The following is a 24,359-nucleotide window of genomic DNA, read 5'->3' as shown; positions in this document are numbered from 1 at the left end:
AGTTGGCTCAGTTGGCTCAGTTGGCTCAGTTGGCTCAGTTGGCTCAGTTGGCTCAGTTGGCTCGGTTGGCTCGGTTGGCTCGGTTGGCTCGCTCTCAAAAATCTGTTTAGGATTAACTAACGATCTTGACTTAGTAACGAGCGTAAACTGAGATTGATCGTCAAAATAGATTGTGTTATCTAGTTCTGCGAAGCCAGTTAAGATTAAAATGTTGCCATGAAAGTCACTGACATCATCAGTCATACCAGCAGGGCCATTAGGCGCGTCTTTAATATATTTAATTTTCATAGTGACCTCGTGTTTTTTATGAGTAGATACTGATGCAGATAACGGGAGGTGGCACACCAATACCTACTCATAAAAAACCTCACGTTTGACGGTGAGGTTTTTTTATTCAATTATTTAAGGTTAATTTATACCAGCTGAGAGTAATCGATATAAGCGGCTGCGATGGTACGGCGTTTAGCCCAAGTGATATGGCGCTCAGCTCGAATGGCAGTCATGTTTTGTTGCCATAGATTGACCAAGGTAGTTGCACCCATATCGATGGTAGCTTGGTCGCTGAAGGCAACCTCAACATCACCATCATCGGCAAGGTAGAGCTCAGATGGTTTGACCAATGCGATTACTTCACCTGCATTCTCAGATTCAATAACAGGCAATCCATCTAAGGTTTTTTCACCAGGACCGTTCGCCATGCCACGGTAGTACGGGTTGCCTAATGCATCGCGTAAACGCCCCATAGCACTAGCGCGGGTTGCGCTCATAATGTAGTGAGCGCCTGTTAGTGAAAGATTTTTACTGATGAACTCATCATTCAAGGCGGCCAAATCCGCATCATATTCGGCTGTTGTTTTACCCGTAGCAGCAATCTTGGTAGCACCGTTCAATACGCCAGCTGGACGTGTAGAAGTTTGTGCAGCGTCATCCATAAATGTAGTATCGATAAGCGTGGCTGATGCTTCGACCAAATCATTGAGTAACATCTGGTCAGTGCTAGGTGTTGATAGTTTTAGCAAATCATCAGTACGAACAACAATACCAGCAAGTTTATGATGCTTGATTTCTACAGTGTTAAATGTCGGGTTGGTAGCTGGTTTCGGTGCACCTTCGCCTACCCATGCCGCTGTTGATCCAGTTCCTTGACCTGGAATGGTCGTATTAAATGGAGCGACACGCATCATAGAAGCAAGTTTATCAACGATAGTCTCTGCTCGTAATAGCTCAACGAACTCACCTGCGAGCTGATTCTCAACAATCAAAGCGCTGGAGTTTGATGTATCAAGCACCACAGCCTTTTCAAGCGCTTGGATGACACGCGGGTCCATACCTTGCGACTTTGCAACGTCAAGCGGAGTGATGTAGTTGCCTTTCTTTTGCTGTAGTACTGCGAGTGCTTTCGCTTTAGCAAGCTGGGCGAAGCCAATACCTTTTTTAGCATGGTTTGGTTTAACAGTGATGCCTTTAGCCGCTTTCTCAGGTTCTGCTGCACCATCTGCGCTAGCGGCTGCTTGGTCTGGGTCTTCGCCAGCGGCAGGGGTGGCATTGGCTGCCGCTGTTGCTACATCAGCGATAAATCCTTCGACACGTGCCAAGTTGGTTTCGAGTCGAGCGATGTCATCTTCAACGGCTTTGACCTCTGCTTCTTCGTCGTCGCTAGTTGTGCGTTTTTCAGTAGCAGCTTTAGTGATAATGCCACCGATTTTGCCTTTCTTAGATTTGATAGTCGCAAGGATTTGCGCGCGTTGTTGTTCCCATGTCATGGCTTACTCTCCAGATATTAATGATATGCTGCCCTGATTAGGGTCAACTAAGTTGATTATTCGTGATGGTGGTGGATTTGGAACGCTAGTATTGCTAGGCGCTTTTGTTTGGGTGTTTGGTACTGCTGGGTCGGGCGCTGCGTTTGAAGGCGAGGTCGCAGGGTTTTGAGCGTCCGAAAATGCTTGTTTGATTTTTTTGACGCTGGTTATTTGCCCATCAGGGTTTGCTGGTACTGTGACAGCGGATAATTCGTACCATTCCCACTCTTTAACATGCAGACCGTAGCTGTCTTCAAGGTAGTTGTACTCAAGCAATCTAAAGCCAATGGATAAGCCTTTGACCAAGCCTGACTTGATTGACTGCCATGCTTCGTCAATGCGGGTTTTGAGTGCGCCTTCATCTTCAATATTTACGATGGTCGCTGTGATCTCAATACCGTCTTCAGTAACTGTGGCATTCGTAACTTCGCCAATCGGTTGGTTATGGTTGTGCTGCCACAAAAAAGGCATGGGCAGCGCAAACTTGGCACCCGCCATATCCATGATGTCGTCATCACGGTCCTGCTTGGGCGTTGATGCGATACCAGTAATGGTGCGACTGCCATCTTCCTCATTGACAGCTTTGACTTTCAATATGCTGTAGGCTTTGGTCATAGTGATTCTCGATTGGCTGTATATAAAATTTCGGCAATAAAAAACCCACCAATTGGTGGGTTTATTTTGCATTCAGATAAGTTTTAATTTATTTAAACGTCGTTTCGCCAGCAGTAGCATAGTGACTCTTCTTCGGTTCTGTTTCTCCATCAAGCTCTGCAAGCAGCTCTTTGAACGCTTCCTCACGTGCTTCTGTATCTTGATACCATTCTTTAGCTAGCTTTTTAGCCTTTTCAGAAATTCTTTTTGACACATTGCCATTATTATCATTAACGGCTAAGGCTTTAGAAAATTCAAAAACCGTTTTTTCAAACTCTTCAAATGTTACATTTGTACTCATAGCATGACACTCCATGTTAAAAAATCATTTAGATTAATTTGACTTATGTTTAGATTGTTACGCAATCACCATGCCGAGTTTACTCTTAAGAGTAGTTATTGAGCTTTCAGTATGGTAAGTCTTTTCTGCAGTAATAATAGTGCATCGACTGCCATGATCTATAATGCCTGTCACACTACCTACCCTAACATATGCATTATATTTAATATTATTATCAACACAAATTAACTTAATAAATTGGTTATTAATTTGCTGTATTTGACTATCCATAAAGCCTCCATTATAAATTTATAATATTGATAAATTATAATGGAGACTAGATTAAATATATCAACACTTGTTAAACAAAAAACATAGTAGGTGCGCCAGTTTTTGGCGGCTCTGGATTTAGGCTCATCAATGCGACGGCGTTGAGCATACCAATGACTGGGTCAATCTTGGCAGTGCCTGACTCAGCCTTACTAATCATCGTGCCACTGCCGCGTACTACTGTGCGAGAGTTGCCAACGCACCAAGCCATAATATCTTGGTCAGCATGCAACAGATGCTTACGCGCGATTTTGTTTTCAGTGGTTTTGATATAGCCTGACATCTTGAAACCTTGACTGACGCCAATGATTTTATCGTCTGGTATTTCTACTGCGTCCAGCTCTTCTATCAGTGTGCCAATGCCAAGTGGGTCCAGTCCGATTTGGTCAAGCTTACCGCTATCAAATACTTGTTTGCATAGCTGAGCGACTTGCTCTGACTCATCACCGATGTTTTTTACAATGACAAGGTCGCCGTCTTTTTCAAACCCTTTTAATGTTGGCGCAATAGACATACGACGTTCTAGTGCAATCGTGTGACACCAAGCGCGTGTCCATACCCACCACGGCTTGATTTGTACTTTCTGTTTAGTAATGCTGTCTTCATACTCTCTTAGCACAATAGGTAATCGACCAACAGCCGCGAAGCCTAGTAAATCATCAAGACCACCGCCATCGATACCGATTGTGATAACCTCTGATGCCTCAATCAGCTCATCTAATGTAAATGGCACAGGAGCAGCTGCCGCTTCCCAAAACTCCACAGCAGCCCAACGATTGGCGCGTAGTGATATACCAATTTGTACGTTGAGATGTTTGGCCGTAAAATCTTGCAGCTCCTCTTTGCCTTCGTCTGCTGCTTTTTTGAATTCACGCTCTAAAAACTTAACACTGACAGATGCGCCAAGATTAGGGTTGGTTATATACCAATTTTCTGGGTTTAGATAAAGCTCATCGTCGATATACTTTTGCGGAAACTCATAGAGTAAGCCTAAGAACTGCGGATCGATAATCTTGCCGTCACGTACACCGCGAGCATAGTCTAGCTTTTGTTTGAATATGCCAGCCGGTTGCTCGTCAGGCATGGTGCTTAGATAAACAACAAACCCTTCAGGGCGTGATGCCAATCCGCCAGTTGCTTCACGCAACATCGATGCGGCATTGGCACGTTTACCAAATAGCCAAAGCTCATCAATCAGCACATAGCTAAATTTACTACCACCAAGTGTGTCAGATTCAGCAGCATAGACTTTCAGTGTGGCGTTGGTGCCTAAATGAGTGATAGTACGTGTATGTGGCGACACGTTAAACATGGCTGACAATTCAGGGTCTGCGCTAATCATATCGCTTGCAGGGCCATAGCTAGCATTAGCAACTTCTTTGGTCGGCGCAATAATAGCTAAGCTTGCACTAAAACGCTCATTGAGCACTAGCGCAATCATCATGATTCCAGCAGCGAGCGTCGATTTCGTATTTTTTTTGCTGATTAGTAAAAAGAACTCAGTGATTAATCGTTCTTGGCTATCAGTGTCATAAGCACCAAAGATAGCCGCGATAAACTCACGCGCCCATTCACGGGTGACATCTCCAGCAGCAGGGCTGCCAATCATATCTACCAGGATTAATTGGTCGAATATTTTTAGAGCAATATCAGCCACGTCTTGATTGAGTGGCTTGCACGGCATGAGAGACTCACCAGCGACGATGCGCTTTTCCCAGTCAGGCAAGGCTGTTGACCAGGTGTCTATCATGGAGGGCTCTTATTGGGTAGTCTTGGACGTGTTTAAAGGCAGCTGATTGTTAAGCGTTCTAAATGCGCCAGTATTGGTAGCAGTTTTAGCATCAAGCTTACCTTGCTCTTTTTTACCAATGGGCGCAGGCTTCGGCTCTTCGTATTGGATAGCAATAGTGGCGCAGCTGATACGGTCTTTCATTGACTTGGCTGGGTTCTTATAGACAGTCTGAAAGAAGTGCAGGGCGTTAACCAACTCAACGACTTCAGCAGATTCGCCCTCAGTCGTTTCGCCAGTCTGTAAAAGATTAATAGCACGCAATTCAGTAATACGATTTTGCACCAACTCATCATCATCGAGATTCTTGAGCTGTCGTTTTGCATTCGCTTCATTTTTAGCTTTATAACCAGCAGCTGCCATCGCCTCTAATTCATCAAGACCATCCGCGACGTTTTGGCAGTACGCTTCCTTTCTTTTAGTTAGCGACATAATGAGAACCTTTCTCAATTAAATAGATTCGGAAAAATGGAAAAATAAATTTGATTTAGCATTTTTTTTGCGCGTGGGAGGGGGAGTGGTGTCCGCTGGATTTGCCCAGAAAATAAATTGACTCCCCCCGGGCTTTTTCGCCAAAAATATCTTAAATTTCTTGGCTTTCGGCGTGTGTTTTCGCAGCATGACAAGGTGATTTGCATAGAGTTTGCAAGTTGTCATCGCTATCAGTGCCACCACGTGCAACATTGACGATGTGATCAAGCTCAAGCTCACCACCAACACGACCGCAAACTTGGCAAGTATATTTGTCACGCAAAAATATCTCATCGCGCTTGCGACGCCAAGGTCGGCCACCGCGTCCATGTCCCCATTTTGATTTGGGTTGGTGGGTATCGCTGACTGCTTTGGTGCCGATAGTTGTGAGGCGTGGGCGTAGGGTTTTCAATGCCATGCTTTATTACCTCCAAAAAGAAAGCCCGCTGCGGGGGCAACGGGCTTAACTGGTGATGTTTGTTTGAGTCTGCTTTGTGATTAGGCAGGAACTTCGAATATGAGAAATACTAAGCCAAACTGTTCCATTAATCAATAGGCCTCTTCTTCATCAATGAGCTGTTTGTCTATCTGACGCCTTACGCGACGAGCGGTAGAGCGGATATCTTTTATTATAAATTCGATGTGCTCTGAGTAATTATTGCGTGACCATGTTGCTTTAGATATACCAGCAAATGCTGCTCGTTCATTACCTGACCAAGCAAAGCCAGTGGCTTCATTCACTGGGTATTGCAATTCCGCAAGGGCTGTGGCACTAAGTGCTGCGCTGCACTTTAACGGTTTGTCTTCATAATTCCATTTGATGCTGTATCTAGAAGCTATGCGCTGCTGGATGATCGGGTCAAACCCGCTATAGATATAATGATAGCAATCAGACTCTATCTCATGAATGTTTGCATAAGCTTCAGCTGCTGCCCTTAAGTATTCTTGACGCATGATAAATATCCCCCGTTATTTATAGCCAATATAAGGGCGTGTGCATAGTTGCGTCAAGATGTGCAGGGTTTGATTTAAACTATGCACGTCTGAACCCATTGGTATTACTGGCTTATATGACTGATGTTCATAGTGTGCATAGTGTGCATAGTTATATCTACGCATGGAAATAAAAAAATATAGCTTTGATTGTCCTATATATTAAATAAATAATTATTTCCCGCGCGCACATACGGAAAAACCCTGCACACTATGCACAGGGTCGCTATAAGCTATATGGGGTAAAGGCTGTAGACGTGCATAGTTTGTTTTTATACTATGCACATGGGGTGCACACTATGCACATGGTTGGCTATTTTGGGTCAAGTTTGTGACCGATAGCGTTCTTCATGAGCTGGATTTGCATTCCAAGCCATAATTGCTGGTTAGCAGCATCAGGCGTTGGGTAGTTCGTTGGCATGTTGATAGCAATAATTGTCGATTGAACAGGCCGCGCGCTGCCTTGCATTTGGTATCTTAGTCGCTCTTTGTGCTCACGTCTACCAATATATGTCATTAATTTCGTTTTAGTGGTGCCACGTTCGCCGCCCTTACGACACCAATGCTGATAGTAGTCGTATAGATCGTCGGTCAGAGAGCTGCAATAAGGGATGCCAGCCTCACCTTTCACCCAGTCATCATAGAATACTTCCCAGTTCGGTTGGCTGAGTCTGATCAGTTGACGCTTGCTACCCGTCATGATTGCGGGAGAGTGTGCTGTTTGGCCATTAAGGTCCAGTTTCATAAGATAAGTATAGAACGCGCGGAGCATGTCATCATTTGTATTATCTAGAGCTTTCGCGACATCTTTTAATAAGGGTTCGGGAATCTTTTTCTTTGGATAACAGACGACATGGCGGCGGTCGTTCTGCTCTAATGATAGCGGCATCATGTTGTTTGATAAAAATATCGCGTTGACATAGTTGTCTTGCTTCCAACCGCTCATAAACTTTTGATTAATATAAATAGTGTTACCGGTGATGAGCTGCTTGACCATGCCCATCTGTGAATAGCGGTCACTACCACTGAATATCTCTTCAAACAATGCATAAAGTTTGTTTGATACCCAATCATTGTACTGCGACTCAAGCTGACCTTGTCCCAATATCACACCGTAGTCGCCATATATGCGCGTCATGATGCGGTCAAAGAATAACGATTTACCAGCGCCTTGTATCTCACCATGAAAGATAAGGGCTGTGTCGAGCTTTGTGCCTGGGCGCTGTAACGGGATTGCAAGCCACCTAACTACCCAGTCGTAAATAGACTGATCGCCTTCGCATAAATGCAATAGGAGCTCTATGATAGGAGTGCATAGCTTTTGCGCATCGTCAGCGGTCATGTTGTCGACAGGTTTCATTGGTAGCCCATCAAATGTATTGATAGCGATATCCTTGTCGTGCTTGGGTACTTTTGTGCGAGTAGGATCAAACCAGATATTATCAGCCTTGACCGTAATGCGCGCCTCAGATTTGAGCCATATATCATACTCGTTTGGTCGTGCAAGCTTGATGGTATCGACGGGCAAACGAATACGCTCAACGTCATCCCATACTTCTTTTGTGCCGTAAATGAGAAAGTAACGGTCAAACATCGACTGTGCTTCGACTACCATCAGCTCATCGCGGTCTTTTGAGACTTCCGCTTTGCTAATCTTGCTATGCTTTGCAAGCCACCATAAGTCTGCCAGCTTTTTGTTGCCAGCTTCGCTTACAAACTGAGTCTTTGTATACTCAATCTTTTGCTCAAGATCATATACTTTATTAGTGCCTTTGCCGATATCCATTATTTGAGCATAACGCTTAAGCATATTGGCCAAGCGCATGTCTCGCTCAATGTCAGCCGGTACATTGCCGTTGTGCTGAACGTTTGCCGACGTAGGTGCACTGTCGTCGTCATTAGCTGCCTGAGTCACTATTGACTGATTGGCTAGTGCATGTTTGATTTGGCGTGCTACTTCGTTGAGGCCCGCAGCTGCTGCGAGGTCATTAAAATCTGTATGTTGTTTGCCTTGCATTACGCCGCATCCTTATCTATTTCTAGTGTGTCGAAGCTTGGGGTGACAACTTCACCAGCTACATTGATAGCGGCTTGCTGTGCCTTATGAATGCCTGCGTTATATTCAACAAGTAATTTTGGTTCCTTGCCGTCGGCGATGTCTTTATCCCGCATCTTGATAGCCGTCGCACTGTCATCGTCAGCACAGATGATAATGCGATGATCGGGATATTGAGCGCGTATCGACTGAGCCACCGGAATGAGGTTATGAGCATTAAACGCGACGATGACCGGCAAGCTATAGCTCATAGCATCGAATACAGTAGCGCCAGTTGCATAGCCTTCACAAATCAATATCACGCCACCGCTGAACATAGCGGCACTACCAATCGTAAAGTAAGCGCCGCTGACTAGACCGCCTTTCAAAAATAACTTTTCGCTATCAGGTGCAATCGTCTGTACGTTGACCAATGTGGTTTGCTTGGTATCAGTATTATAGTAATGCATCGGTATGATTAGATTATCGTTCGTATCTTGGCGCAAGCCGATAGCTGATACACCTTTGCGTAGTAAGTAAAGATGATCGTCTGTGGTGGGTTTAGCATTATCCCACATGCTTTGGGCGCGACTGGCGGCATCGATACGAGCTTGGCGCTTTTCTGCCTTCTCAGCCGCTTCACGTTCGACTTGCTGTGATTGCCATTGGGTGCGTTGCTCATCCGTCACTTCACTCGTTGCGTCTAGTCCGATAGCACCTGCAATAAGCTTGTTGGTCTCGTAGACATCAAGGTCGGTATATTGCTGCACAAGCATAAAGCCGTTACCAGCACCACACTGCGAGCATATCCACGTGCCTTCGCCGCGCTTATCATCACAGCGAAAGCGATCATCGCCGCCACACATAGGACATGACTGATGCTGATGGGCAGGTTTGCTGAAGCTAATGCCAGCAGCAGGGAATATGGTCGAGACATAATTGCCGACAGCTGCTGCTCGTATGGCTTCGAAATCTAGCGGGGTGCGTTTATCTGTCATTATGTCTCTCCATATTACGCTTGGCATTTTCTAAAATTGTTTGAATATGACCGATTAACGCATGGCCGTCCTTTTGCATGCTCGCATATTCATCAGCCTCAATAATCTTGTCAGCATAAGCGTCCAATGATGTGCTGTTTAAGTTGGCAAACTTTTGACCAAGCAATGCAATATCAACCATTTCATCACATTGATTATCAGCATCAGGAAGCAAAAACCATCCTGCGTTGCCATGCGCGCAGCAGATAGCATCCATGATTAACGGCGACTGGGTATGTTCGAGCACTAATTCAATCGTCTCAGGCGCTAGTGTGTGACTGCTACGGTTTGGATTCACTTGTAAAGCAAGCGTGTTGTAGTTCACACCATAGATATCAGCAATCTTACCCAGTGTCCCGCGCTCTTTTTTGCAAGCGTGGTAGACGGATTGTTCAAGTGATAATACGCAATGAGCTGCGCGCTGAGCGGATGTAAAAATTGTTGTCGACATATTGCCCCCGTTATTGTCGTTCTTTTATTACTTGCTTACCGTTATGCTAGGTCTTGTTGATTACTTGGATCGTTAGCTGGCTCAGGGAAGATATCAGGCCGTAGTTCATGACATGAGACTCCAGTTGCTTGAGATACTTTCACCACCCATTTAGCTGATGTTTTTTTATCGCGGTTGAGCCAATTCCATATATTTTGTTGCTTTAGTTTTTCTTGATTGGGATCGATGCTTTTGGCTAGTTCAGTTTGACCGCCAGCGGTTTCGACTGCTTTTTGCAAAGCCTCTAAAGGACTGAGGAGTTTATCGATTTCACGCATGATGTAAATCCTTTGTTGTTAATTTTAGTGTATTTAATCATTTGTTGTTAATTATGTCAAATCCTTTGTTGTTAGCTTTATAACGTCATTTGTTTTAATTTATGGGTAGAATATAAGGGGCACAGCTATGGCGTTAGGATTGAGAGTAAAAGAAGCACGAGAACATAGAGGACTTACACAAGGTGAATTGGCTGATAAAATCGGCTGGTCACAGCAAGCGCTTTCCACATTAGAGAAGAGAGATAGCAAAAAAAGCGCGTATGCATCTCCCATAGCAAAAGCACTAGATATAGATATTGATTGGTTAATGGGTGGCACAGGTGAGATGCTTATCAAGCCGGAAAACAAGAGCCCATCAAAGAAACCCATCAAATATGTACCGGTTAAAGGGTCAGCGCAGATGGGCGACCAAGGCTATTGGATAGAGTTGGATTACATGGGTAATGGTGGTGACGGGTACTTGGAGGTTAATAACGCAAGTGACGATGCTTACGTCATAAGGGCTGTGGGCGATAGCATGTTCCCTGCATTACGTTCTGGCTGGTACATAGTATTCGACCCGAAAAGAGATCCATGCGCGGGTGAGTATGTACATATTGTATTGGCTGATGGTCGCAACATGATAAAAGAGTTCGTGAGCTGTCAACATGGGGTGCTTACTGTTATATCTGTAAATGGCATGGAGCGTATGTCTTTTAACTGCGATGATATAAAGGTTCTAAACCCATTTGTGGAGATACAGCCACCCAGTCGCCTGCGTGATGAACTGCATGTGCTGGATAATGAATGCGCGGAGAATTGATAATGACAAGTAGACCATGGCTCGAATATTGGGCTGAGCATTATTTTGCCAATGCAAAACCTGTGTCCGATAGCAACCCATTAGCCTTTGGTTGGTGCGTTTATATCGAAGTTTTTGAATTTGACTAACCTAAATTAATACCCATTTTGTTGTTTTATTATTTTTATTTTAATTATAAACAACAAAAGATTTGACACTATTAACAACAAATGATTAAATATACCCGTAATCAACAAAACGGGTGTAATGTCATGTCTCAATATCAAACCAACGGAACGGTCCCACCAAGTCGCGCACAAGCTGAAATCGAACGCTTACACGCGATCCTCTCTGAACGCAATCAGCAGCTCCAAACTATTGAGCAGCAAATCACTCATAACGAAATAAGCACCAAGCATGGGCGTAGAAATACGCGCTTGCTAATGGTGCTTTGCGCCATTTTGATTGTCGCATTGTCGTTGGGAGGTGTTGCATGAGCCAGTCAAAACCTATACCAAAATTAATCAGTCGCTTTGAAATTGGCTTCGATAATGAAACCAAAGTCGAAATTGGTGCTTTAAAAAGCAAGTTAGATGAGGTATTGCGCGGATTATCTGCTAAAAATGACAGTCACGGCGACCGATTGCTTGCCGCTATGCTAGCTGAAGCAGCTAATGATTCGCCTGTAACGTCCTCTTCTTGGGAAAATGATCTTAATCTCTCGACCGTCAATGATGTCGATTATCTAAGCGGTAGCGGCTTAGAAGAATGCGTACCACGTATTGATGACGTGCTAGACCAACCTAATTGGCTCTCAGAGTCAGCACCACAAATCACCCAAGCTGATATGCAGCTTATCTTTATCAAAAACCTATCTGAATGTCTCGTCCAGCGCATGCATAGCATGGATCGTTTTAGTGAGGATGATTATGCGATTGGTGGTGATAAGTTGATGGCTTGGGATATTTTGATTTACGAACCTTTAAATAGCTACGCTGTTTTAATAGATAACCGTCAAAAACCTAAAATAGCGGATTTATTGGTATTTTGGAATACTGGCGCAGCCGCTGATGCTAACTGGAATACTGATAGCGGCGCATTTGCAACGTTGCGCACCATTACAGAAGCCGAACTGCCAGCATTCCGTGCTGCACTGGAGGCTTGCTATGCGTAATATCGCCAATATCAAGCCGAGCGTCATCTTAGTATCTCTTATCCATAACGCCAAACTTAGCAACACTGTCAGCCGTATCGCCTTACGGGATGCCGAAAACCAGTGGTGCAAGCATATTACCAAGCCCATCGAACTACGCGACCAGCACACTATGCTTGATGTTGCTGAGCAACTGCGCCTAGTAATCGTGCAAGTGTCACAGCGTCGTTGCCGTATCAATCCAATGTATTGGGCGACATTGGTGCATTTAGAAGCTGACTTACGCAAGGCGTATGCTCATAACATCAACCTTGAGCCGCTACTTGACACCGTAGCTGCCAATAGCGAACACAGTGAGGTAGCGTAATGTCTATCAATACCCAAAAACGTAAAGGGCCTTTGCTGATTAATGTCAGCGGCGCGCCTCACATCGGTGTCACTACCGCCTGCGAACGCGTGCAACGGTGCTTAAATGCTCAAGGCATTATCACTGACGTTATCGTGCTTGAGCGTGGCATCGATGTAGTCAACTTTGACGATGATTATTTGCTTGGCAACTATGGTCACTTGGACGTCATTTTGTTTGATAAGCATCGTAATGCTGACTCTGCTGTCAAACGTCGTATGATTCAGCCGCTTTGGGACACTGAGGGCGTCGTACCCGATATCAGCGTCTTACTCAGTTGCACACCTGATAACTATAAGTGTCAAATCCGCAATCGTATCGACAAGCGCAAGAAGTTTGAACATCACGGCTACTACCTGGCAATCGATAGGGAGCATTACGGTACGCGCAACCATCATGTCGTCAATATCGATGGTAAAAACGGGCAGTTATACGCAGCCGGTACGATTAAAAGTCTGATATTACGGGAGCTGCGGCGATGAGAGTCTCGTTTGTATTGAATGCCAATCAAGATATAAAGCATGTTATGGCGAACCGCATTCGCGTGATCGAGCATAACTTTAATATGGAAGTGCAAGGCTTTGCTATTAAGCAGATAAGCAGTGCTAATTTCGATGTTAATTATGAATCTTTAGGTTCAGAAGAGGTTAAGCAGGCTTTATCTGGTTGGGATTGTGATTTGCAGTTCCAAATTCAGCTTGAATTTAGGGAGGTAGATGAAGATGCGGAAAACACTATCACTTAACCCACGCACTCATCTGTTTATCAAGGACAGTGCGCTATTTATCAAGCTTCAGCGGCCACACAATTTGGACCCAATGAAAGCAGATTATTACATTATCAAAAAATTCAGCATCAACCGTCTAAAAGAGATCCGCGACTGGGCAGATGCAATTATTAAAGACAGTGAGAGTAGTAATGTCAAAAAAGATTAAAAGAATCACGTTTGCAGCAAACAATTACGGCTTGAGTTGGTTGGAAGTAGACACAAGCTGTTGGGAGATTGTAGAGGCATGCAGCGCTGGTAGTCACTTGATTGGTAGGGCATGTCGCTTAGCTGATCGTGGAATGAAAATAGAATATCGCTACGGTATCGGCTATAAGCGTATCGAAGCGAACGTTGAGAAGATGGGGTAAGTAATGGCTGATGATGCTGATCGCGCAAACGACTATGTTGATTTAACACTGGCTCACTGCCTAAGTCGCGCGCCAAAATTTGATAAACCGTCACTGACAGAATGTTTGGAATGTGGCGAAGATATACCGGCTAGACGCCAAGCAGTGGGTGGGGTAACGCTCTGTGTAGACTGCCAAAGCGTATTTGAGAAAAGGGGACGGTGATGTTAACCAATAATGAGCAATTATTAGTAATAACTGGCACTTCTATCTTCCTTGGCATGTTGGTAGTCGCAGTGGTTTGGTTGTTGTCGATTGAATTGAATAAAGGGGAATGATCGTGAGTGATGTGGTCTTAGAGTGTTGTGATTGTGGTCACAAATACAAGGAAGATGATGCCAAGCGTATACCCGACCCAGATAACTGGATTGTGGTGCTTAGGGTGTGCCCAGAATGTGATTGCCCTGATTTCTATATGGAGGATATGGAAGATGACTAATACAACTAATATTCCGCAAGTTATTGACCAGCTTATTGAAGTGATACAAAATGGAGGCGGGTTGATTGACTGGGTGCAGGCTGAGCGCTTTGAGCAAATCACTGGTATCAAGCAATCATCGTTACGCGGCAAGCATGAGATGTGGCCAGAAGGCATTGTCTGGGCTAAGTTTGATGACGGTCGCCTCTATTATAGTATTGCGGGGTATAACAATTGGGCAAGTCAGCAAGCAGCAAATCGCTGCCCACAGGCGTCACCGACAGAAACGGCACCATCCGTATCTGGTGGATGTGGCACAAAAAGAGACACTGGCAAACGCTTGAAAAGCTCCCCGCGACAGAACGTGGCTACACCGCCGCGTCTGTTATCAGAAATCGCTTAGCTGAACATGCCAAATGGGGCACACTTACTGACGATATCATCAATGAATTATGCGGTAATGATGATGCCCCAAAAACTACTCCTACCTTTTTAGACTATGCCAGGCTTTATCTAAAGCAAGCCGACGTCAGCAAAGCCACCTTGCGCGAATACGCAAAATCCCTCGATAGATATTGGATACCGCCCTGGTACCAACGTGAAATTCATACCATTACCGCAAAAGAGGTCCGCACATTGATAGCGGACATTATTTGGTCTAGTGAAAAGACACGTAATAACAACCTAATTCCCTTGCGCGGGGTTTTTGCGATTGCATTGGATGATAGCGTCATCCATGCCAACCCAGTCGATAAAATAAAGAATACCAAGCATCAAGCCCCACCGCCGGACCCATTTAGCCGCGATGAAATGGAGCGCCTGCTTACATGGTTGCATGACAAACATGGTAAAGATGAAGCTGTATATTGGTTATATTTTGAATTGGCGTTTTGGACAGGTATGCGTACGGGTGAGCTGCTCGCGCTGACTTGGGATGATATCGATTGGGATGCGGGACTGATTAAAGTAAGCAAAGTCATGAGTGATGGGGAGCTAGTTAATCGCACCAAGACGGCTGAATATCGTGATGTCTTCTTTAATGCGCGCAGTGAATATGCGCTGAAGCGATTAAAACGTATCAAATCACCAGTCAGTGATCGGCTGTTTATGTCCCCGCGCTTCATTAATAGTGCGTGGCAAACAGATAAGACGCCAAGACGAGCACTTACAGCAGCGATGAAAGCGACCGGCATACGACATCGAGCCACTTACACAACGCGTCATACTTTTATAACAAACTGTTTAACGGATGGATTGAATATTTACTTTGTGGCCAAACAAACTGGCCATAGCGTGAGAACGCTTGAGACTAGATATGCGCGCTGGATCGACGTGTCGAAAGCACGTAGTGAGATTGCTAAATTAGATACGGGGAGTAGGTGAGATGTTCATTAATCATAAGCGGTGCCCAGAATGTGGAGCTAGGCTCAGAAAGAATGATTGGCGGTGCAGGGATTGCGAGAGTCAAAGCTTAACAAATTGGCCGCTAACTCTAACAATTTGGTTTGGGTTTATAGCTTTAATAGGGGTTCTTGTGATCAACTTCTTAGGAACAGCATGTAAAAGCAGTCTCATACAGCAGATTGCTATAAATTGGGGTATGAGCTGTTGATTTGTGCCAAATTTGTGCCAAAAAAAATAACTCAACGACCTAAGCCGTTGAGTTATATGGTATTTCTTGGTCGGAACGGCAGGATTTGAACCTGCGACCACTACACCCCCAGTGTAGTGCGCTACCAGACTGCGCTACGCCCCGAATGACTGACTATTTTACGCAAAATTATGCATATTGCAAGGATTAATTATTGTACAAATAACCCATTAACCTATATTGTCAAAAAACCACTTGCCTTCTTTTGTACGTCTAAAAAACATGCCCCAAGCTGCATTAACAATGCTTGAAACATACTCTAGATTAACTTCATCGTCTTGCAAATTAATTTCGACTTCATATATGTACGGCTGATACTTTTCAATCGTATTTTGCTGATTTTCGTGTGCCTCTAAATCCATCTCTACTATTTGAGACATAACTTCTCTAGCACGCTGTAACAAATCAGAGGTATGTTCTCCCTCATTTAAAGTCAAACGCACATCGAATTCATTTGCAATAATAATATTTAATTCTGCCGCACCTTTATCAAACAAAGCAGAATTAAAATATCGAATGATCATATTTTCTTGCAAATTCAAGGAATCCAAACACTGTATAGACGTGACATTCTTGCTCAGGCTATACTTATTGATCATTTAAAATTTTCCTAAAGCTATGTATAAAGTGGAAATATTTGAAAAGCTTATGAAGTATCTAGAATGTATAAATCAAAATGCTAATATAAATTCATCGCAAGCATAGTAAGAGAGTTCCTCTTATGAGTTACTTGTACTTTTATTAATGAATAGTAACTTTTCATATAAAAGTACAAGCAACGGGCTCTTATTACAAAATTAACCCAAAAGCTCTTTTAGAATTTGGTTCACTTGCTGTGGGTTAGCACTGCCGCGACTGGCTTTCATGACCTGACCGACCAGACCGTTAAAGGCTTTTTCTTTACCGCCGCGATATTCTTCGACCATCGCTTCATTTTTTGCGATGACTTCTTCGACCATCGCTTTGATAGCACCAGTATCGGTCTCTTGCTTGAGGCCTTTGTCTTTGATGATTTTATCTGCTGCATCATCGCCATCGCCGCCTTCGCGCTCGTATAGAGCACTAAAGACTTTCTTAGCCAGTTTGCCAGATAGCGTGTCATCTTTGATACGCTTGAGCATGCCAGCCAATTGTTTGGCACTGATAGGAGAGTCGATGATATCGGTGTCATCTTTGTTAAGGGCGCCAAGCAAATCGCCCATGACCCAGTTGCCAGCCATTTTAGCATCTTGTTGACCGATTTCAGCCACCACATCTTCGAAATAGTCAGCAATTTGACGACTGCCAGTCAAGATACGAGCGTCATATTCTGACAGACCAAGCGCTTCTTCAAAGCGTGCGCGACGAGCAACTGGTAGCTCTGGCATCGCTGCTTTGATCGCATCAACCGTATGCTGCTCGATACGGACAGGTAGCAGGTCAGGATCAGGGAAGTAGCGATAGTCGTTGGCGTCTTCTTTGGTACGCATGGTACGCGTTTCGTCACGCTCTGGATCATATAGCATCGTCGCTTGAACGACTTTGCCACCGTCTTCCAAGATATCGATTTGACGTTCGATTTCACGATTGATAGCACGTTCGATAAAGCGGAACGAGTTTAGGTTCTTTAGCTCAGTACGCGTACCGAGATCAGCACCTGGCTTGCGCACAGAGACGTTACAGTCACAGCGGAATGAGCCTTCAGCCATTACTGCGTCTGAGATACCTAGCCAAGTAACTAGCTGATGAATGGCTTTAATATAGGCAAGTGCTTCGTGGGCTGAGCGCATGTCTGGCTCAGAGACGATTTCGATCAGTGGCGTACCAGCACGGTTCAAATCCACACCCGTCATACCATCGACAGCGTCATGTACAGATTTACCAGCATCTTCTTCTAGATGCGCGCGGGTGATACCCATACGTTTAGGGTATTCGTTCTTTTCGCCCTCATTTACCACGACATCGATGTAGCCAACGCCTACGATAGGATTGGCCATCTGGGTGATTTGATAGCCCTTAGGCAAATCAGGGTAGAAGTAGTTTTTGCGGTCAAACGTATTAAATAGACCTAACTCAGCATTGACGCCGATGCCGAATTTTAGCGCGCGATCGACCACACCAGCATTTAGCACTGGTAATACGCCAGGCAAACCCAAATCGACGATGCTAGCTTGGCTGTTTGGCTCATGACCAAAATCAGTCGGCGCACTTGAGAAGATCTTACTTTCCGTATTTAGCTGGCAGTGAATCTCGATACCGATGACCACTTCATAGCCATCGACAAATAGCTCTTTACGCACGGCGTGTTCACGGACGGCATTGTTATCAGTAGTAACTGTACTCATTATACCGTCTCCTTTGCGATGGTAGAGTGTTGTAGGTGATGATCAGTATGCTGCTGGAACAGATGCGCAGTCGTGAGCAGTTGACTCTCTTGCCAGTGCTTACCGATTAATTGCAAGCCAATAGGTAGGCCTTCAGTCGTCAAACCAACTGGCTGACTGAGGGCAGGTAGACCTGCTAGGTTGACCGCGATGGTATAAACGTCACCTAAATACATCGTTGCAGGATCAAGGTTGTCAGTAAGCTTGTAAGCTGCCGTCGGTGCGGTTGGGCTAGCAATCACATCGCAGCTAGCAAAGGCTTCATCGAAGTCTTTAACGATTAAGCGGCGAATTTTCTGTGCTTTGGTATAGTAAGCATCGAAATAACCAGCCGATAGCGCATAAGTCCCTGTCAAGATACGGCGCTGTACTTCAGGGCCAAAGCCTTCAGAGCGTGAGCGCGTGTATAGATCGATCAGATCCGTTGGGTTTTCACAGCGATAGCCAAAGCGTACGCCATCGAAGCGTGATAGGTTCGATGATGCTTCAGCAGGTGCTAGCATGTAGTAAGTGGCAAGTGTGATCTCAGGATCAGTGATGTTTACTTCTACAATCGTTGCGCCTAATTCTTCGTATTTCTTGAGCGCAGCACGTGCTGCTTGCTCGACTTCGCTATCAAGCCCTGTACTGAAGTATTCTTTAGCCACACCAATACGAAGACCGTCAAATGGCTTATCACCAGCAGCGGCCTCTGCATCATTGATGTCTTGTACGTAGTTAGGCATGTCATATTTGATCGAAGTGGCATCGCGTGGATCGTGACCAATCATTGGCTGGAGTAGATAAGCGCAATCTTTCGCGCTGCGTCCCATGCTACCAGCTTGATCCAAACTTGAGGCATAGGCAATCATACCAAAGCGTGATACACGTCCATAAGTCGGCTTGATACCTGTTAGGCCACAGAATGAGGCGGGCTGACGAATAGAGCCACCCGTATCACTACCAGTCGCAACAGGGACAAAACCTGCGGCAACGGCGGCAGCACTACCACCTGACGAGCCACCAGGGACGCGCTCTAGGTTCCAAGGGTTCTGTACGGTGCCGTAGTAAGAGCTACTGTTGTCTGAGCCCATCGCAAACTCGTCCATATTGAGCTTACCTAAGCTGATCATGCCAGCTTTATCGATGTTAGAAACGATAGTCGCGTCATATGGTGAGACAAAGTTATGTAGCATCTTTGAGCCACAAGTGGTCAGTACGCCTTGGGTACAAAAGATATCTTTGTGCGCCATTGGTACACCAAGTAGCGGACGCTGATCGCCCTGAGCACGCATCTCGTCTGCCGCTTTTGCTTGTGCGCGTGCTGTCTCAGAAGTATGAGTGATAAAGCTGTTAATTTTGCCGTCTAGCGCGTCTATACGCTTGATGTAGTGTTCAGTTAATTCTGCGCTGCTAAATTGTTTGTTTTGCAAGCCAGTAATGAGCTGCTCGGTACTTAATAAATGAAGTTCAGACATAAGGTGTCGTCCGTCAAAATGTTAATAGCATAAAATAAAATGAGATAATGGCAAATGCGTGATTATATTATTCAGCCACTATTATTCAATCACCTGAGGCACTAGATATAAGCCTTCTTCTACGGCAGGTGCGACTGACTGATTACGCTCACGATTGATGTCGTGTTTTGCCACATCAGCACGCAACTCTTGGCAAGCTTCATGGATATTGGCTAGTGGCTTGATGTCTGTGGTATCAACGTTAGATAGCGTATTCATCAGTTTTAATACTTTACTGATATCATCAGCATAGCTATCGGCTGTACTTTCATCGACACCTAAGCGGGCAAGGTTGGCAACTTCTAGGATTTCTTCACGGCTGACGTTGCTGTCAGACGTTGCTGGCTGCTGAGACATAGTTTCTCCAGTTAAGGACAGTTTTTGTTAGAGTAATTGATTACGAAAAGGAAAATACGTAAGCGTTAAAATAGAAACAATTAAAATAGAAACAAATAGTAAGTGGGCTTATTATAAAGCATCTGACTCAAGTTTACAGAGTATGACGCTTGATTGATGCACAATCTCAACCAAGAGGCTGAATTGATAAAGACGTAATATTAAATAAGATATGGTGCTAGCCGAGCCATAATGCCAATTAAGACACAATGATTTACAGAGAATTGCAAAACTGACCCCCTAATTCATCATTGTTCCTCAATTGCTCTCCAATTAGCTTCTAAAATACGTTACAGTATGCATCTGCTATTAAGCAAAACATTCATCTGCCTGTAGAGCCTTGTTAGTTATCAGATTAAATGATGTTTCATTGAGTTGAATGATATTTACTACTATTTCAAACTTTGTAACAACTTTTGGCGTCTAAGACAAAAATCCTTACTTACTGATGCAAATATCTATGTTTTTTTTGAGCTAAATCGGTATAATTTAGCTCAGTTTTTTCATTTCATCATTATTGTTTGGATTTTGACTTGTTGGGATGATTAACTGTTGCCATAAGTAATGTTTAACGACGACCTGCTCAACACTGACGAGTAACACCTCAGTCAATCTCATTCGCCTCATTCGTAAGACGCTGGATATATTAGTCATGAACCTGTTTGGATTTTTATCAAATAATATCGCTATCGACCTCGGTACTGCGAACACCCTAATTTTTATTCCTAATAAAGGCGTCGTGCTTGACGAGCCTACGGTGGTCGCGTTACGAAGCAATCGTACTCAAAACCCGACCGTCGCCGCTGTTGGTATCGATGCCAAGCAGATGCTAGGTCGTACGCCTGCGAACATCACAGCGATTCGCCCGTTAAAAGACGGTGTGATTGCTGATTTTGAAGTGACGCAAAAAATGCTTAAGCACTTTATCGCTAAAGTAAAAGCCAAGCGTTTTATGGCACAGCCTAACGTCGTGGTTTGTGTGCCATGCAAGTCTACTCTAGTTGAGCGCAAGGCGATTCGTGAGGCAGTATCATCAGCAGGTGCGAGCAAAGTACTATTACTAGAAGAGCCGATGGCTGCGGCTATCGGTGCTGGTATGCCAGTTCATGAAGCCAGTGGTTCTATGGTTGTGGATATTGGTGGTGGTACAACTGAGATTGCTGTTATCGCCCTGTCTGGTTGCGTATATGCTGAGTCGATTCGTATCGGTGGTGATATGTTTGATGAAGCGATCATCACTCATGTACGCCGTACGCATGGTTGTGTCATCGGTGAGACAACCGCTGAGCGCATCAAAAAAGAAGTCGGCTCTGCATTGAATGAAGACAGCCAACTAGAAGTAGAAGTTCGCGGTCGTAGCATGGCAGAAGGTGTGCCAAAGACCTTTACTGTCAACTCAGAAGAAGTGCAAAAAGCATTGACTGATCCATTGAGCGGTATTGTTAGCGCTGTAAAAGTAGCACTTGAGCAGACTCCGCCAGAGTTGTCATCTGATATCGCTGAGCGTGGCATTGTATTGACAGGTGGCGGCGCACTATTACGTGACTTAGACAAACTTATCTCACAAGAGACTGGTTTGCCAGTGACGGTAGCAGAAGACCCACTAACCTGCGTTAGTCGCGGTGGTGGTATCGCACTTGATTTCATCAATAACAAAAGTTTAAACATGATTTTTGTTTAAGTCATCTTTATCTTTAATTGCCCTATAGTCTTGGTAATATATGATGATTTATGTGAATGATGAAACTATGAATATAGTCGGTTTAATATAATTTGGATACAAGGAAGGCAAGCGAAAGTACTACAAGTAGTAGGCTGAGCGAGACTGACACCGTATCCAATCTATAGAAGATTGACTATATATAAAATTAAAGGTAGCCGATTGTGCTACCTTTAATTGCATTCATTTGTGCTAGAACCCAATATCCTCGATAAACACTCATGCTGTAAATAAGTGCTATTGTTCATTTTAGAATCCTTAAATCAGACGACTTATGACTCCAAGTATTTTTGCGCGCCAGCCGTTATCACTTCGTAAGACTGTTATCGTATTGATAGCAGCCTTAATCTTGATGTGGTTTGATAGCAAAAACTCTGATTGGTTTAAGCCTGTACGTAGCACCAGTCATGCCGCCATGCAGCCAATCTATGAGCTGTCTTTATTACCAAGCTATGCTAAGCATTGGGCTAGTGGTAGTCTGCAATCAAAAGAAGCACTGCGTCGCGAAAATATGCAGCTAAAGTCGCAATTGATACACGCGCATGCCAAGCTACAACAGCAAGATTATATTTTGGCGCAGAACGCACGCCTGCAAGGTATCTTATCTACCACCAAGCCTGAGCAGTTCGATCTTAATTTGGCGCAAGTCATCGGTACAGATACCAATTTGCTCAGACAGATTGTCGTGCTTAATAAAGGTGAGCAAGATGGCGTACAAGTTGGGCAAACGGTCATCGATGAAGACGGTGTGTTAGGACAGATCATTAACGTCTATCCCAATACTAGCCGTTTGTTGTTGATTACAGATGAGCAGCAGTCAGTTGCGGTTACTGTTAAGCGTACTGGTCAGCGTGCTATCGTCACAGGCCAAGGTATCCCATCTTCATTGAGTCTCAATTACGTCTTCAAAACATCGGATGTGCGAGTAGGTGATGAGCTAGTGTCGTCAGGACTCGGCGGTCGTATTCCGGCAGGCTATCGAGTAGGGCGTATCGCGCATGTCAAAGATGAGCAAACCGACAACTTTAGAACGATCGAAGTTACTCCAGCAGCTAACTTTATTGACAATGCCTATGTTTTAATACTTCAAGACAAGCTGTTAAATGAGAACAATGCTACTGCTATTGCTCCATAGATAACGACGTAAGCCACAGTATTAACGTTTTAAAGCTTTCCATTTATGGTATTCACCTTGCCAATATCCAATCAACAATATCACAGCAACCACCAAACACTCGCTAAGGTAAGTACCCATGTCGTATCCTGATTCTGAGAATGCCACGGTACTATTGATAGTTGTGATTGTTCTGAGTTTCATCGCTGCATCATCACTCAATGTCTATCCATTAAGCCCAAGCATGGCCACACTGCGTCCCATGGTCATGATCATGGTGCTGATTTATTGGTTGCTGTTTCAGCCGCGCTATGTCGGCATTTTTACCGCATTTACGGTTGGACTGATTGCTGATTTATTGATGGATACGCATTTAGGTCAGCAAGCGTTCGCCGCCGTTGTGGTTGCACTGGTTATCAAAATTACCAGTATCTACGTCAGACAGTTGAATACCGTTAGCGCGTGGTTAATTGCTAGTCTAGGGCTGATTGTCTTTCAGTTAAATCTATGGATACTACAGATGTTTATTCAAAACGTCTTTGTCGCTCAGTCTGCTTTATCACTGTTTATGAGTATCCTCAGCTGGCCACTCGTGCTGTTTGCTTTACGCAAGTTTTCGCGTTAATGAATCGCTAGTTATAGCTGTTATTCTGATTAATAGCTTAGCTTGCTCGGCCCACAATACTGTATGACCACACACATCATAAATTTATAAATGAAGAGAATATCGATGGATATCGTTTTGGCATCTGGCTCTCCGCGTCGTCGTGAGCTACTAGAAAGAGCGCAACTAAACTTTACTATCTTGAGAGTGGATATTGATGAGACGCCGTTAGATAATGAGTCGCCGACAGACTATATCGAACGCATGGTCGAAACCAAAGCCGATGCTGCGATACAACAATTAAGCGATACCTCTCAAGCGGATCACGATAGCCTTACCTCACCGTTTATTATTCTGACCTCTGATACTATTGGCGTGCTGTCAGATGGTAAGACAGTATTGGTCAAACCTATCGATCGCGAGCACGCATATAGTATGTGGCAGCGTATGTCTGATAACGTTCACGAAGTATGGACTGCCGTTCAAGCGACTCAAGTACAGCTATTGCCTAAAGCAAAACCAAGCCCATCAGAACCTATACATTCCTTGCAAATTATTAACCAGAAGCGAATCACTGAGCGTACGGAAGTGACCTTTATACCAATGACGACACAAATGATGAGCGACTACTGGGATAGTGGCGAACCCGCTGATAAAGCTGGTGGATATGGCATTCAAGGACTGGGAGCTGCGTGGGTCAGTCGTATCAACGGCAGCTATACCAATGTCGTTGGTCTGCCACTGGCACAAACACTGGCACTAATCAAAGAAATGACAGAAGGCAGTATGGACACAGTCAACCCGTTATAATGGGATATGCACATAATGACACGGTAGGGTAATGGGCAAGAGCAAGTCGCATTTGTTACACTGTCAATCTAATAGGCGATGACCGTCTAATAAGAAAGCTGAGAGATAAGAG

35 protein-coding genes and 1 tRNA gene are annotated in these 24,359 nt (G+C 44.4%); 17 read left to right on the top strand and 19 right to left on the bottom strand.

Annotation, left to right across the window (positions count from 1 at the left end):
* The 13 genes from CXF62_RS14740 to CXF62_RS09930 form a co-directional block, all read right to left on the bottom strand.
* A partial coding sequence (locus tag CXF62_RS14740) for a hypothetical protein (protein ID WP_185156636.1) occupies window positions 1-288 on the bottom strand: 288 nt, incomplete at its 3' end.
* A gap of 125 nt (window positions 289-413) precedes the next feature.
* Window positions 414-1,763: a phage major capsid protein gene (locus CXF62_RS09985; protein WP_102094210.1), complete on the bottom strand. Its 1,350-nt coding sequence runs from the start codon at window positions 1,761-1,763 to the stop codon at window positions 414-416.
* Between the two features lie 3 nt (window positions 1,764-1,766).
* A complete protein-coding gene (locus CXF62_RS09980) occupies window positions 1,767-2,417 on the bottom strand; it encodes an HK97 family phage prohead protease (RefSeq protein ID WP_102094209.1) in 651 nt (216 codons plus the stop codon).
* A gap of 88 nt (window positions 2,418-2,505) precedes the next feature.
* The gene (locus CXF62_RS09975; protein ID WP_145990551.1) at window positions 2,506-2,757 is read right to left on the bottom strand and encodes a hypothetical protein; all 252 of its coding nucleotides are present in this window, start codon (window positions 2,755-2,757) and stop codon (window positions 2,506-2,508) included.
* Between the two features lie 57 nt (window positions 2,758-2,814).
* A complete protein-coding gene (locus tag CXF62_RS09970) occupies window positions 2,815-3,027 on the bottom strand; it encodes a hypothetical protein (RefSeq protein ID WP_102094206.1) in 213 nt (70 codons plus the stop codon).
* A gap of 70 nt (window positions 3,028-3,097) precedes the next feature.
* Window positions 3,098-4,816 carry a terminase large subunit gene (locus CXF62_RS09965; protein ID WP_102094204.1) on the bottom strand — a complete coding sequence of 573 codons (1,719 nt, stop codon included), beginning with the start codon at window positions 4,814-4,816 and terminating at the stop codon, window positions 3,098-3,100.
* Window positions 4,817-4,825: 9 nt separating this feature from the next.
* Entirely contained in the window at window positions 4,826-5,287 is a 462-nt protein-coding gene (locus tag CXF62_RS09960; protein WP_102094202.1) for a hypothetical protein, read from the bottom strand.
* 151 nt (window positions 5,288-5,438) lie between these two features.
* On the bottom strand, window positions 5,439-5,744 hold the full coding sequence (locus CXF62_RS09955) for an HNH endonuclease (RefSeq protein WP_102094201.1): 306 nt from the start codon (window positions 5,742-5,744) through the stop codon (window positions 5,439-5,441).
* A 131-nt stretch (window positions 5,745-5,875) separates the two neighbouring features.
* On the bottom strand, window positions 5,876-6,280 hold the full coding sequence (locus CXF62_RS09950) for a hypothetical protein (RefSeq protein WP_102094199.1): 405 nt from the start codon (window positions 6,278-6,280) through the stop codon (window positions 5,876-5,878).
* Between the two features lie 352 nt (window positions 6,281-6,632).
* On the bottom strand, window positions 6,633-8,336 hold the full coding sequence (locus CXF62_RS09945; protein ID WP_102094198.1) for a primase-helicase family protein: 1,704 nt from the start codon (window positions 8,334-8,336) through the stop codon (window positions 6,633-6,635).
* A complete protein-coding gene (locus tag CXF62_RS09940) occupies window positions 8,336-9,352 on the bottom strand; it encodes a primase-helicase zinc-binding domain-containing protein (protein WP_185156635.1) in 1,017 nt (338 codons plus the stop codon). Before CXF62_RS09940 ends, CXF62_RS09945 begins: the two co-directional genes overlap by 1 nt.
* Window positions 9,342-9,842, bottom strand: a complete 501-nt coding sequence (locus tag CXF62_RS09935) for a phage regulatory CII family protein (protein ID WP_102094195.1) — start codon at window positions 9,840-9,842, stop codon at window positions 9,342-9,344. Before CXF62_RS09935 ends, CXF62_RS09940 begins: the two co-directional genes overlap by 11 nt.
* Before the next feature lie 41 nt (window positions 9,843-9,883).
* Window positions 9,884-10,159, bottom strand: a complete 276-nt coding sequence (locus CXF62_RS09930) for a transcriptional regulator (RefSeq protein ID WP_102094193.1) — start codon at window positions 10,157-10,159, stop codon at window positions 9,884-9,886.
* Between the two features lie 127 nt (window positions 10,160-10,286).
* Here CXF62_RS09930 and CXF62_RS09925 point away from each other — a divergent pair, with 127 nt between their 5' ends.
* The 13 genes from CXF62_RS09925 to CXF62_RS09875 all read left to right on the top strand — a co-directional run bounded on the left by CXF62_RS09925 (window position 10,287) and on the right by CXF62_RS09875 (window position 15,476).
* On the top strand, window positions 10,287-10,961 hold the full coding sequence (locus tag CXF62_RS09925) for an XRE family transcriptional regulator (RefSeq protein ID WP_102094192.1): 675 nt from the start codon (window positions 10,287-10,289) through the stop codon (window positions 10,959-10,961).
* 2 nt (window positions 10,962-10,963) lie between these two features.
* The gene (locus CXF62_RS14925) at window positions 10,964-11,089 is read left to right on the top strand and encodes a hypothetical protein (RefSeq protein ID WP_265734913.1); all 126 of its coding nucleotides are present in this window, start codon (window positions 10,964-10,966) and stop codon (window positions 11,087-11,089) included.
* A 123-nt stretch (window positions 11,090-11,212) separates the two neighbouring features.
* Window positions 11,213-11,437: a hypothetical protein gene (locus CXF62_RS09920; RefSeq protein ID WP_145990550.1), complete on the top strand. Its 225-nt coding sequence runs from the start codon at window positions 11,213-11,215 to the stop codon at window positions 11,435-11,437.
* Window positions 11,434-12,114: a hypothetical protein gene (locus tag CXF62_RS09915; protein WP_102094188.1), complete on the top strand. Its 681-nt coding sequence runs from the start codon at window positions 11,434-11,436 to the stop codon at window positions 12,112-12,114. The genes CXF62_RS09920 and CXF62_RS09915 overlap by 4 nt, the downstream gene beginning before the upstream one ends.
* Window positions 12,107-12,460 carry a hypothetical protein gene (locus CXF62_RS09910; protein ID WP_102094187.1) on the top strand — a complete coding sequence of 118 codons (354 nt, stop codon included), beginning with the start codon at window positions 12,107-12,109 and terminating at the stop codon, window positions 12,458-12,460. The genes CXF62_RS09915 and CXF62_RS09910 overlap by 8 nt, the downstream gene beginning before the upstream one ends.
* Window positions 12,460-12,981 carry a hypothetical protein gene (locus CXF62_RS09905; protein WP_102094185.1) on the top strand — a complete coding sequence of 174 codons (522 nt, stop codon included), beginning with the start codon at window positions 12,460-12,462 and terminating at the stop codon, window positions 12,979-12,981. The genes CXF62_RS09910 and CXF62_RS09905 overlap by 1 nt, the downstream gene beginning before the upstream one ends.
* On the top strand, window positions 12,978-13,244 hold the full coding sequence (locus CXF62_RS09900; RefSeq protein WP_102094183.1) for a hypothetical protein: 267 nt from the start codon (window positions 12,978-12,980) through the stop codon (window positions 13,242-13,244). The genes CXF62_RS09905 and CXF62_RS09900 overlap by 4 nt, the downstream gene beginning before the upstream one ends.
* Complete coding sequence (locus CXF62_RS09895; RefSeq protein WP_102094182.1) at window positions 13,222-13,434, top strand: hypothetical protein; 213 nt, start codon at window positions 13,222-13,224, stop codon at window positions 13,432-13,434. The genes CXF62_RS09900 and CXF62_RS09895 overlap by 23 nt, the downstream gene beginning before the upstream one ends.
* Window positions 13,418-13,636 (top strand): hypothetical protein, encoded by a 219-nt coding sequence (locus CXF62_RS09890; protein ID WP_102094180.1) that lies wholly within the window; start codon window positions 13,418-13,420, stop codon window positions 13,634-13,636. Before CXF62_RS09895 ends, CXF62_RS09890 begins: the two co-directional genes overlap by 17 nt.
* 3 nt (window positions 13,637-13,639) lie before the next feature.
* Window positions 13,640-13,840, top strand: a complete 201-nt coding sequence (locus tag CXF62_RS09885; protein ID WP_102094178.1) for a TraR/DksA C4-type zinc finger protein — start codon at window positions 13,640-13,642, stop codon at window positions 13,838-13,840.
* Window positions 13,841-13,955: 115 nt separating this feature from the next.
* On the top strand, window positions 13,956-14,114 hold the full coding sequence (locus tag CXF62_RS14735; RefSeq protein ID WP_185156634.1) for a hypothetical protein: 159 nt from the start codon (window positions 13,956-13,958) through the stop codon (window positions 14,112-14,114).
* On the top strand, window positions 14,107-14,496 hold the full coding sequence (locus CXF62_RS09880; RefSeq protein ID WP_102094177.1) for a hypothetical protein: 390 nt from the start codon (window positions 14,107-14,109) through the stop codon (window positions 14,494-14,496). The genes CXF62_RS14735 and CXF62_RS09880 overlap by 8 nt, the downstream gene beginning before the upstream one ends.
* Window positions 14,403-15,476 carry a tyrosine-type recombinase/integrase gene (locus CXF62_RS09875; RefSeq protein ID WP_102094175.1) on the top strand — a complete coding sequence of 358 codons (1,074 nt, stop codon included), beginning with the start codon at window positions 14,403-14,405 and terminating at the stop codon, window positions 15,474-15,476. The genes CXF62_RS09880 and CXF62_RS09875 overlap by 94 nt, the downstream gene beginning before the upstream one ends.
* A gap of 296 nt (window positions 15,477-15,772) precedes the next feature.
* Here the strand turns inward: CXF62_RS09875 and CXF62_RS09870 are convergent.
* The 6 genes from CXF62_RS09870 to CXF62_RS14920 all read right to left on the bottom strand — a co-directional run bounded on the left by CXF62_RS09870 (window position 15,773) and on the right by CXF62_RS14920 (window position 20,617).
* Window positions 15,773-15,849: transfer RNA gene (locus CXF62_RS09870), tRNA-Pro, on the bottom strand.
* Between the two features lie 65 nt (window positions 15,850-15,914).
* Entirely contained in the window at window positions 15,915-16,343 is a 429-nt protein-coding gene (locus CXF62_RS09865) for a hypothetical protein (protein ID WP_102094174.1), read from the bottom strand.
* A 198-nt stretch (window positions 16,344-16,541) separates the two neighbouring features.
* Window positions 16,542-18,068 carry an Asp-tRNA(Asn)/Glu-tRNA(Gln) amidotransferase subunit GatB gene (gene gatB, locus CXF62_RS09860; RefSeq protein WP_102094172.1) on the bottom strand — a complete coding sequence of 509 codons (1,527 nt, stop codon included), beginning with the start codon at window positions 18,066-18,068 and terminating at the stop codon, window positions 16,542-16,544.
* Window positions 18,068-19,564: an Asp-tRNA(Asn)/Glu-tRNA(Gln) amidotransferase subunit GatA gene (gene gatA, locus CXF62_RS09855; RefSeq protein ID WP_102094171.1), complete on the bottom strand. Its 1,497-nt coding sequence runs from the start codon at window positions 19,562-19,564 to the stop codon at window positions 18,068-18,070. The genes gatB and gatA overlap by 1 nt, the downstream gene beginning before the upstream one ends.
* Before the next feature lie 81 nt (window positions 19,565-19,645).
* Window positions 19,646-19,960 (bottom strand): Asp-tRNA(Asn)/Glu-tRNA(Gln) amidotransferase subunit GatC, encoded by a 315-nt coding sequence (gatC, locus tag CXF62_RS09850; protein WP_057758683.1) that lies wholly within the window; start codon window positions 19,958-19,960, stop codon window positions 19,646-19,648.
* Between the two features lie 528 nt (window positions 19,961-20,488).
* On the bottom strand, window positions 20,489-20,617 hold the full coding sequence (locus CXF62_RS14920) for a hypothetical protein (protein WP_259358613.1): 129 nt from the start codon (window positions 20,615-20,617) through the stop codon (window positions 20,489-20,491).
* Between the two features lie 25 nt (window positions 20,618-20,642).
* Here CXF62_RS14920 and CXF62_RS09845 point away from each other — a divergent pair, with 25 nt between their 5' ends.
* The 4 genes from CXF62_RS09845 (at window position 20,643) to CXF62_RS09830 (ending at window position 24,247) form a co-directional block, all read left to right on the top strand.
* Window positions 20,643-21,680 carry a rod shape-determining protein gene (locus CXF62_RS09845; RefSeq protein WP_057758685.1) on the top strand — a complete coding sequence of 346 codons (1,038 nt, stop codon included), beginning with the start codon at window positions 20,643-20,645 and terminating at the stop codon, window positions 21,678-21,680.
* Window positions 21,681-21,993: 313 nt separating this feature from the next.
* A complete protein-coding gene (mreC, locus tag CXF62_RS09840; protein ID WP_102094169.1) occupies window positions 21,994-22,854 on the top strand; it encodes a rod shape-determining protein MreC in 861 nt (286 codons plus the stop codon).
* A gap of 118 nt (window positions 22,855-22,972) precedes the next feature.
* Window positions 22,973-23,458 (top strand): rod shape-determining protein MreD, encoded by a 486-nt coding sequence (mreD, locus tag CXF62_RS09835; RefSeq protein ID WP_101204871.1) that lies wholly within the window; start codon window positions 22,973-22,975, stop codon window positions 23,456-23,458.
* A gap of 105 nt (window positions 23,459-23,563) precedes the next feature.
* Entirely contained in the window at window positions 23,564-24,247 is a 684-nt protein-coding gene (locus CXF62_RS09830; RefSeq protein ID WP_185156633.1) for a Maf family protein, read from the top strand.
* Window positions 24,248-24,359: the final 112 nt, after the last annotated feature.

Origin of the sequence: Psychrobacter sp. MES7-P7E (genome assembly GCF_002863645.1) — a bacterium.
In the GTDB taxonomy this organism is placed as follows: domain Bacteria; phylum Pseudomonadota; class Gammaproteobacteria; order Pseudomonadales; family Moraxellaceae; genus Psychrobacter.
Note: the sequence above shows the minus strand (reverse complement) of the source record. Positions and strands in the feature narration are given on the sequence as shown.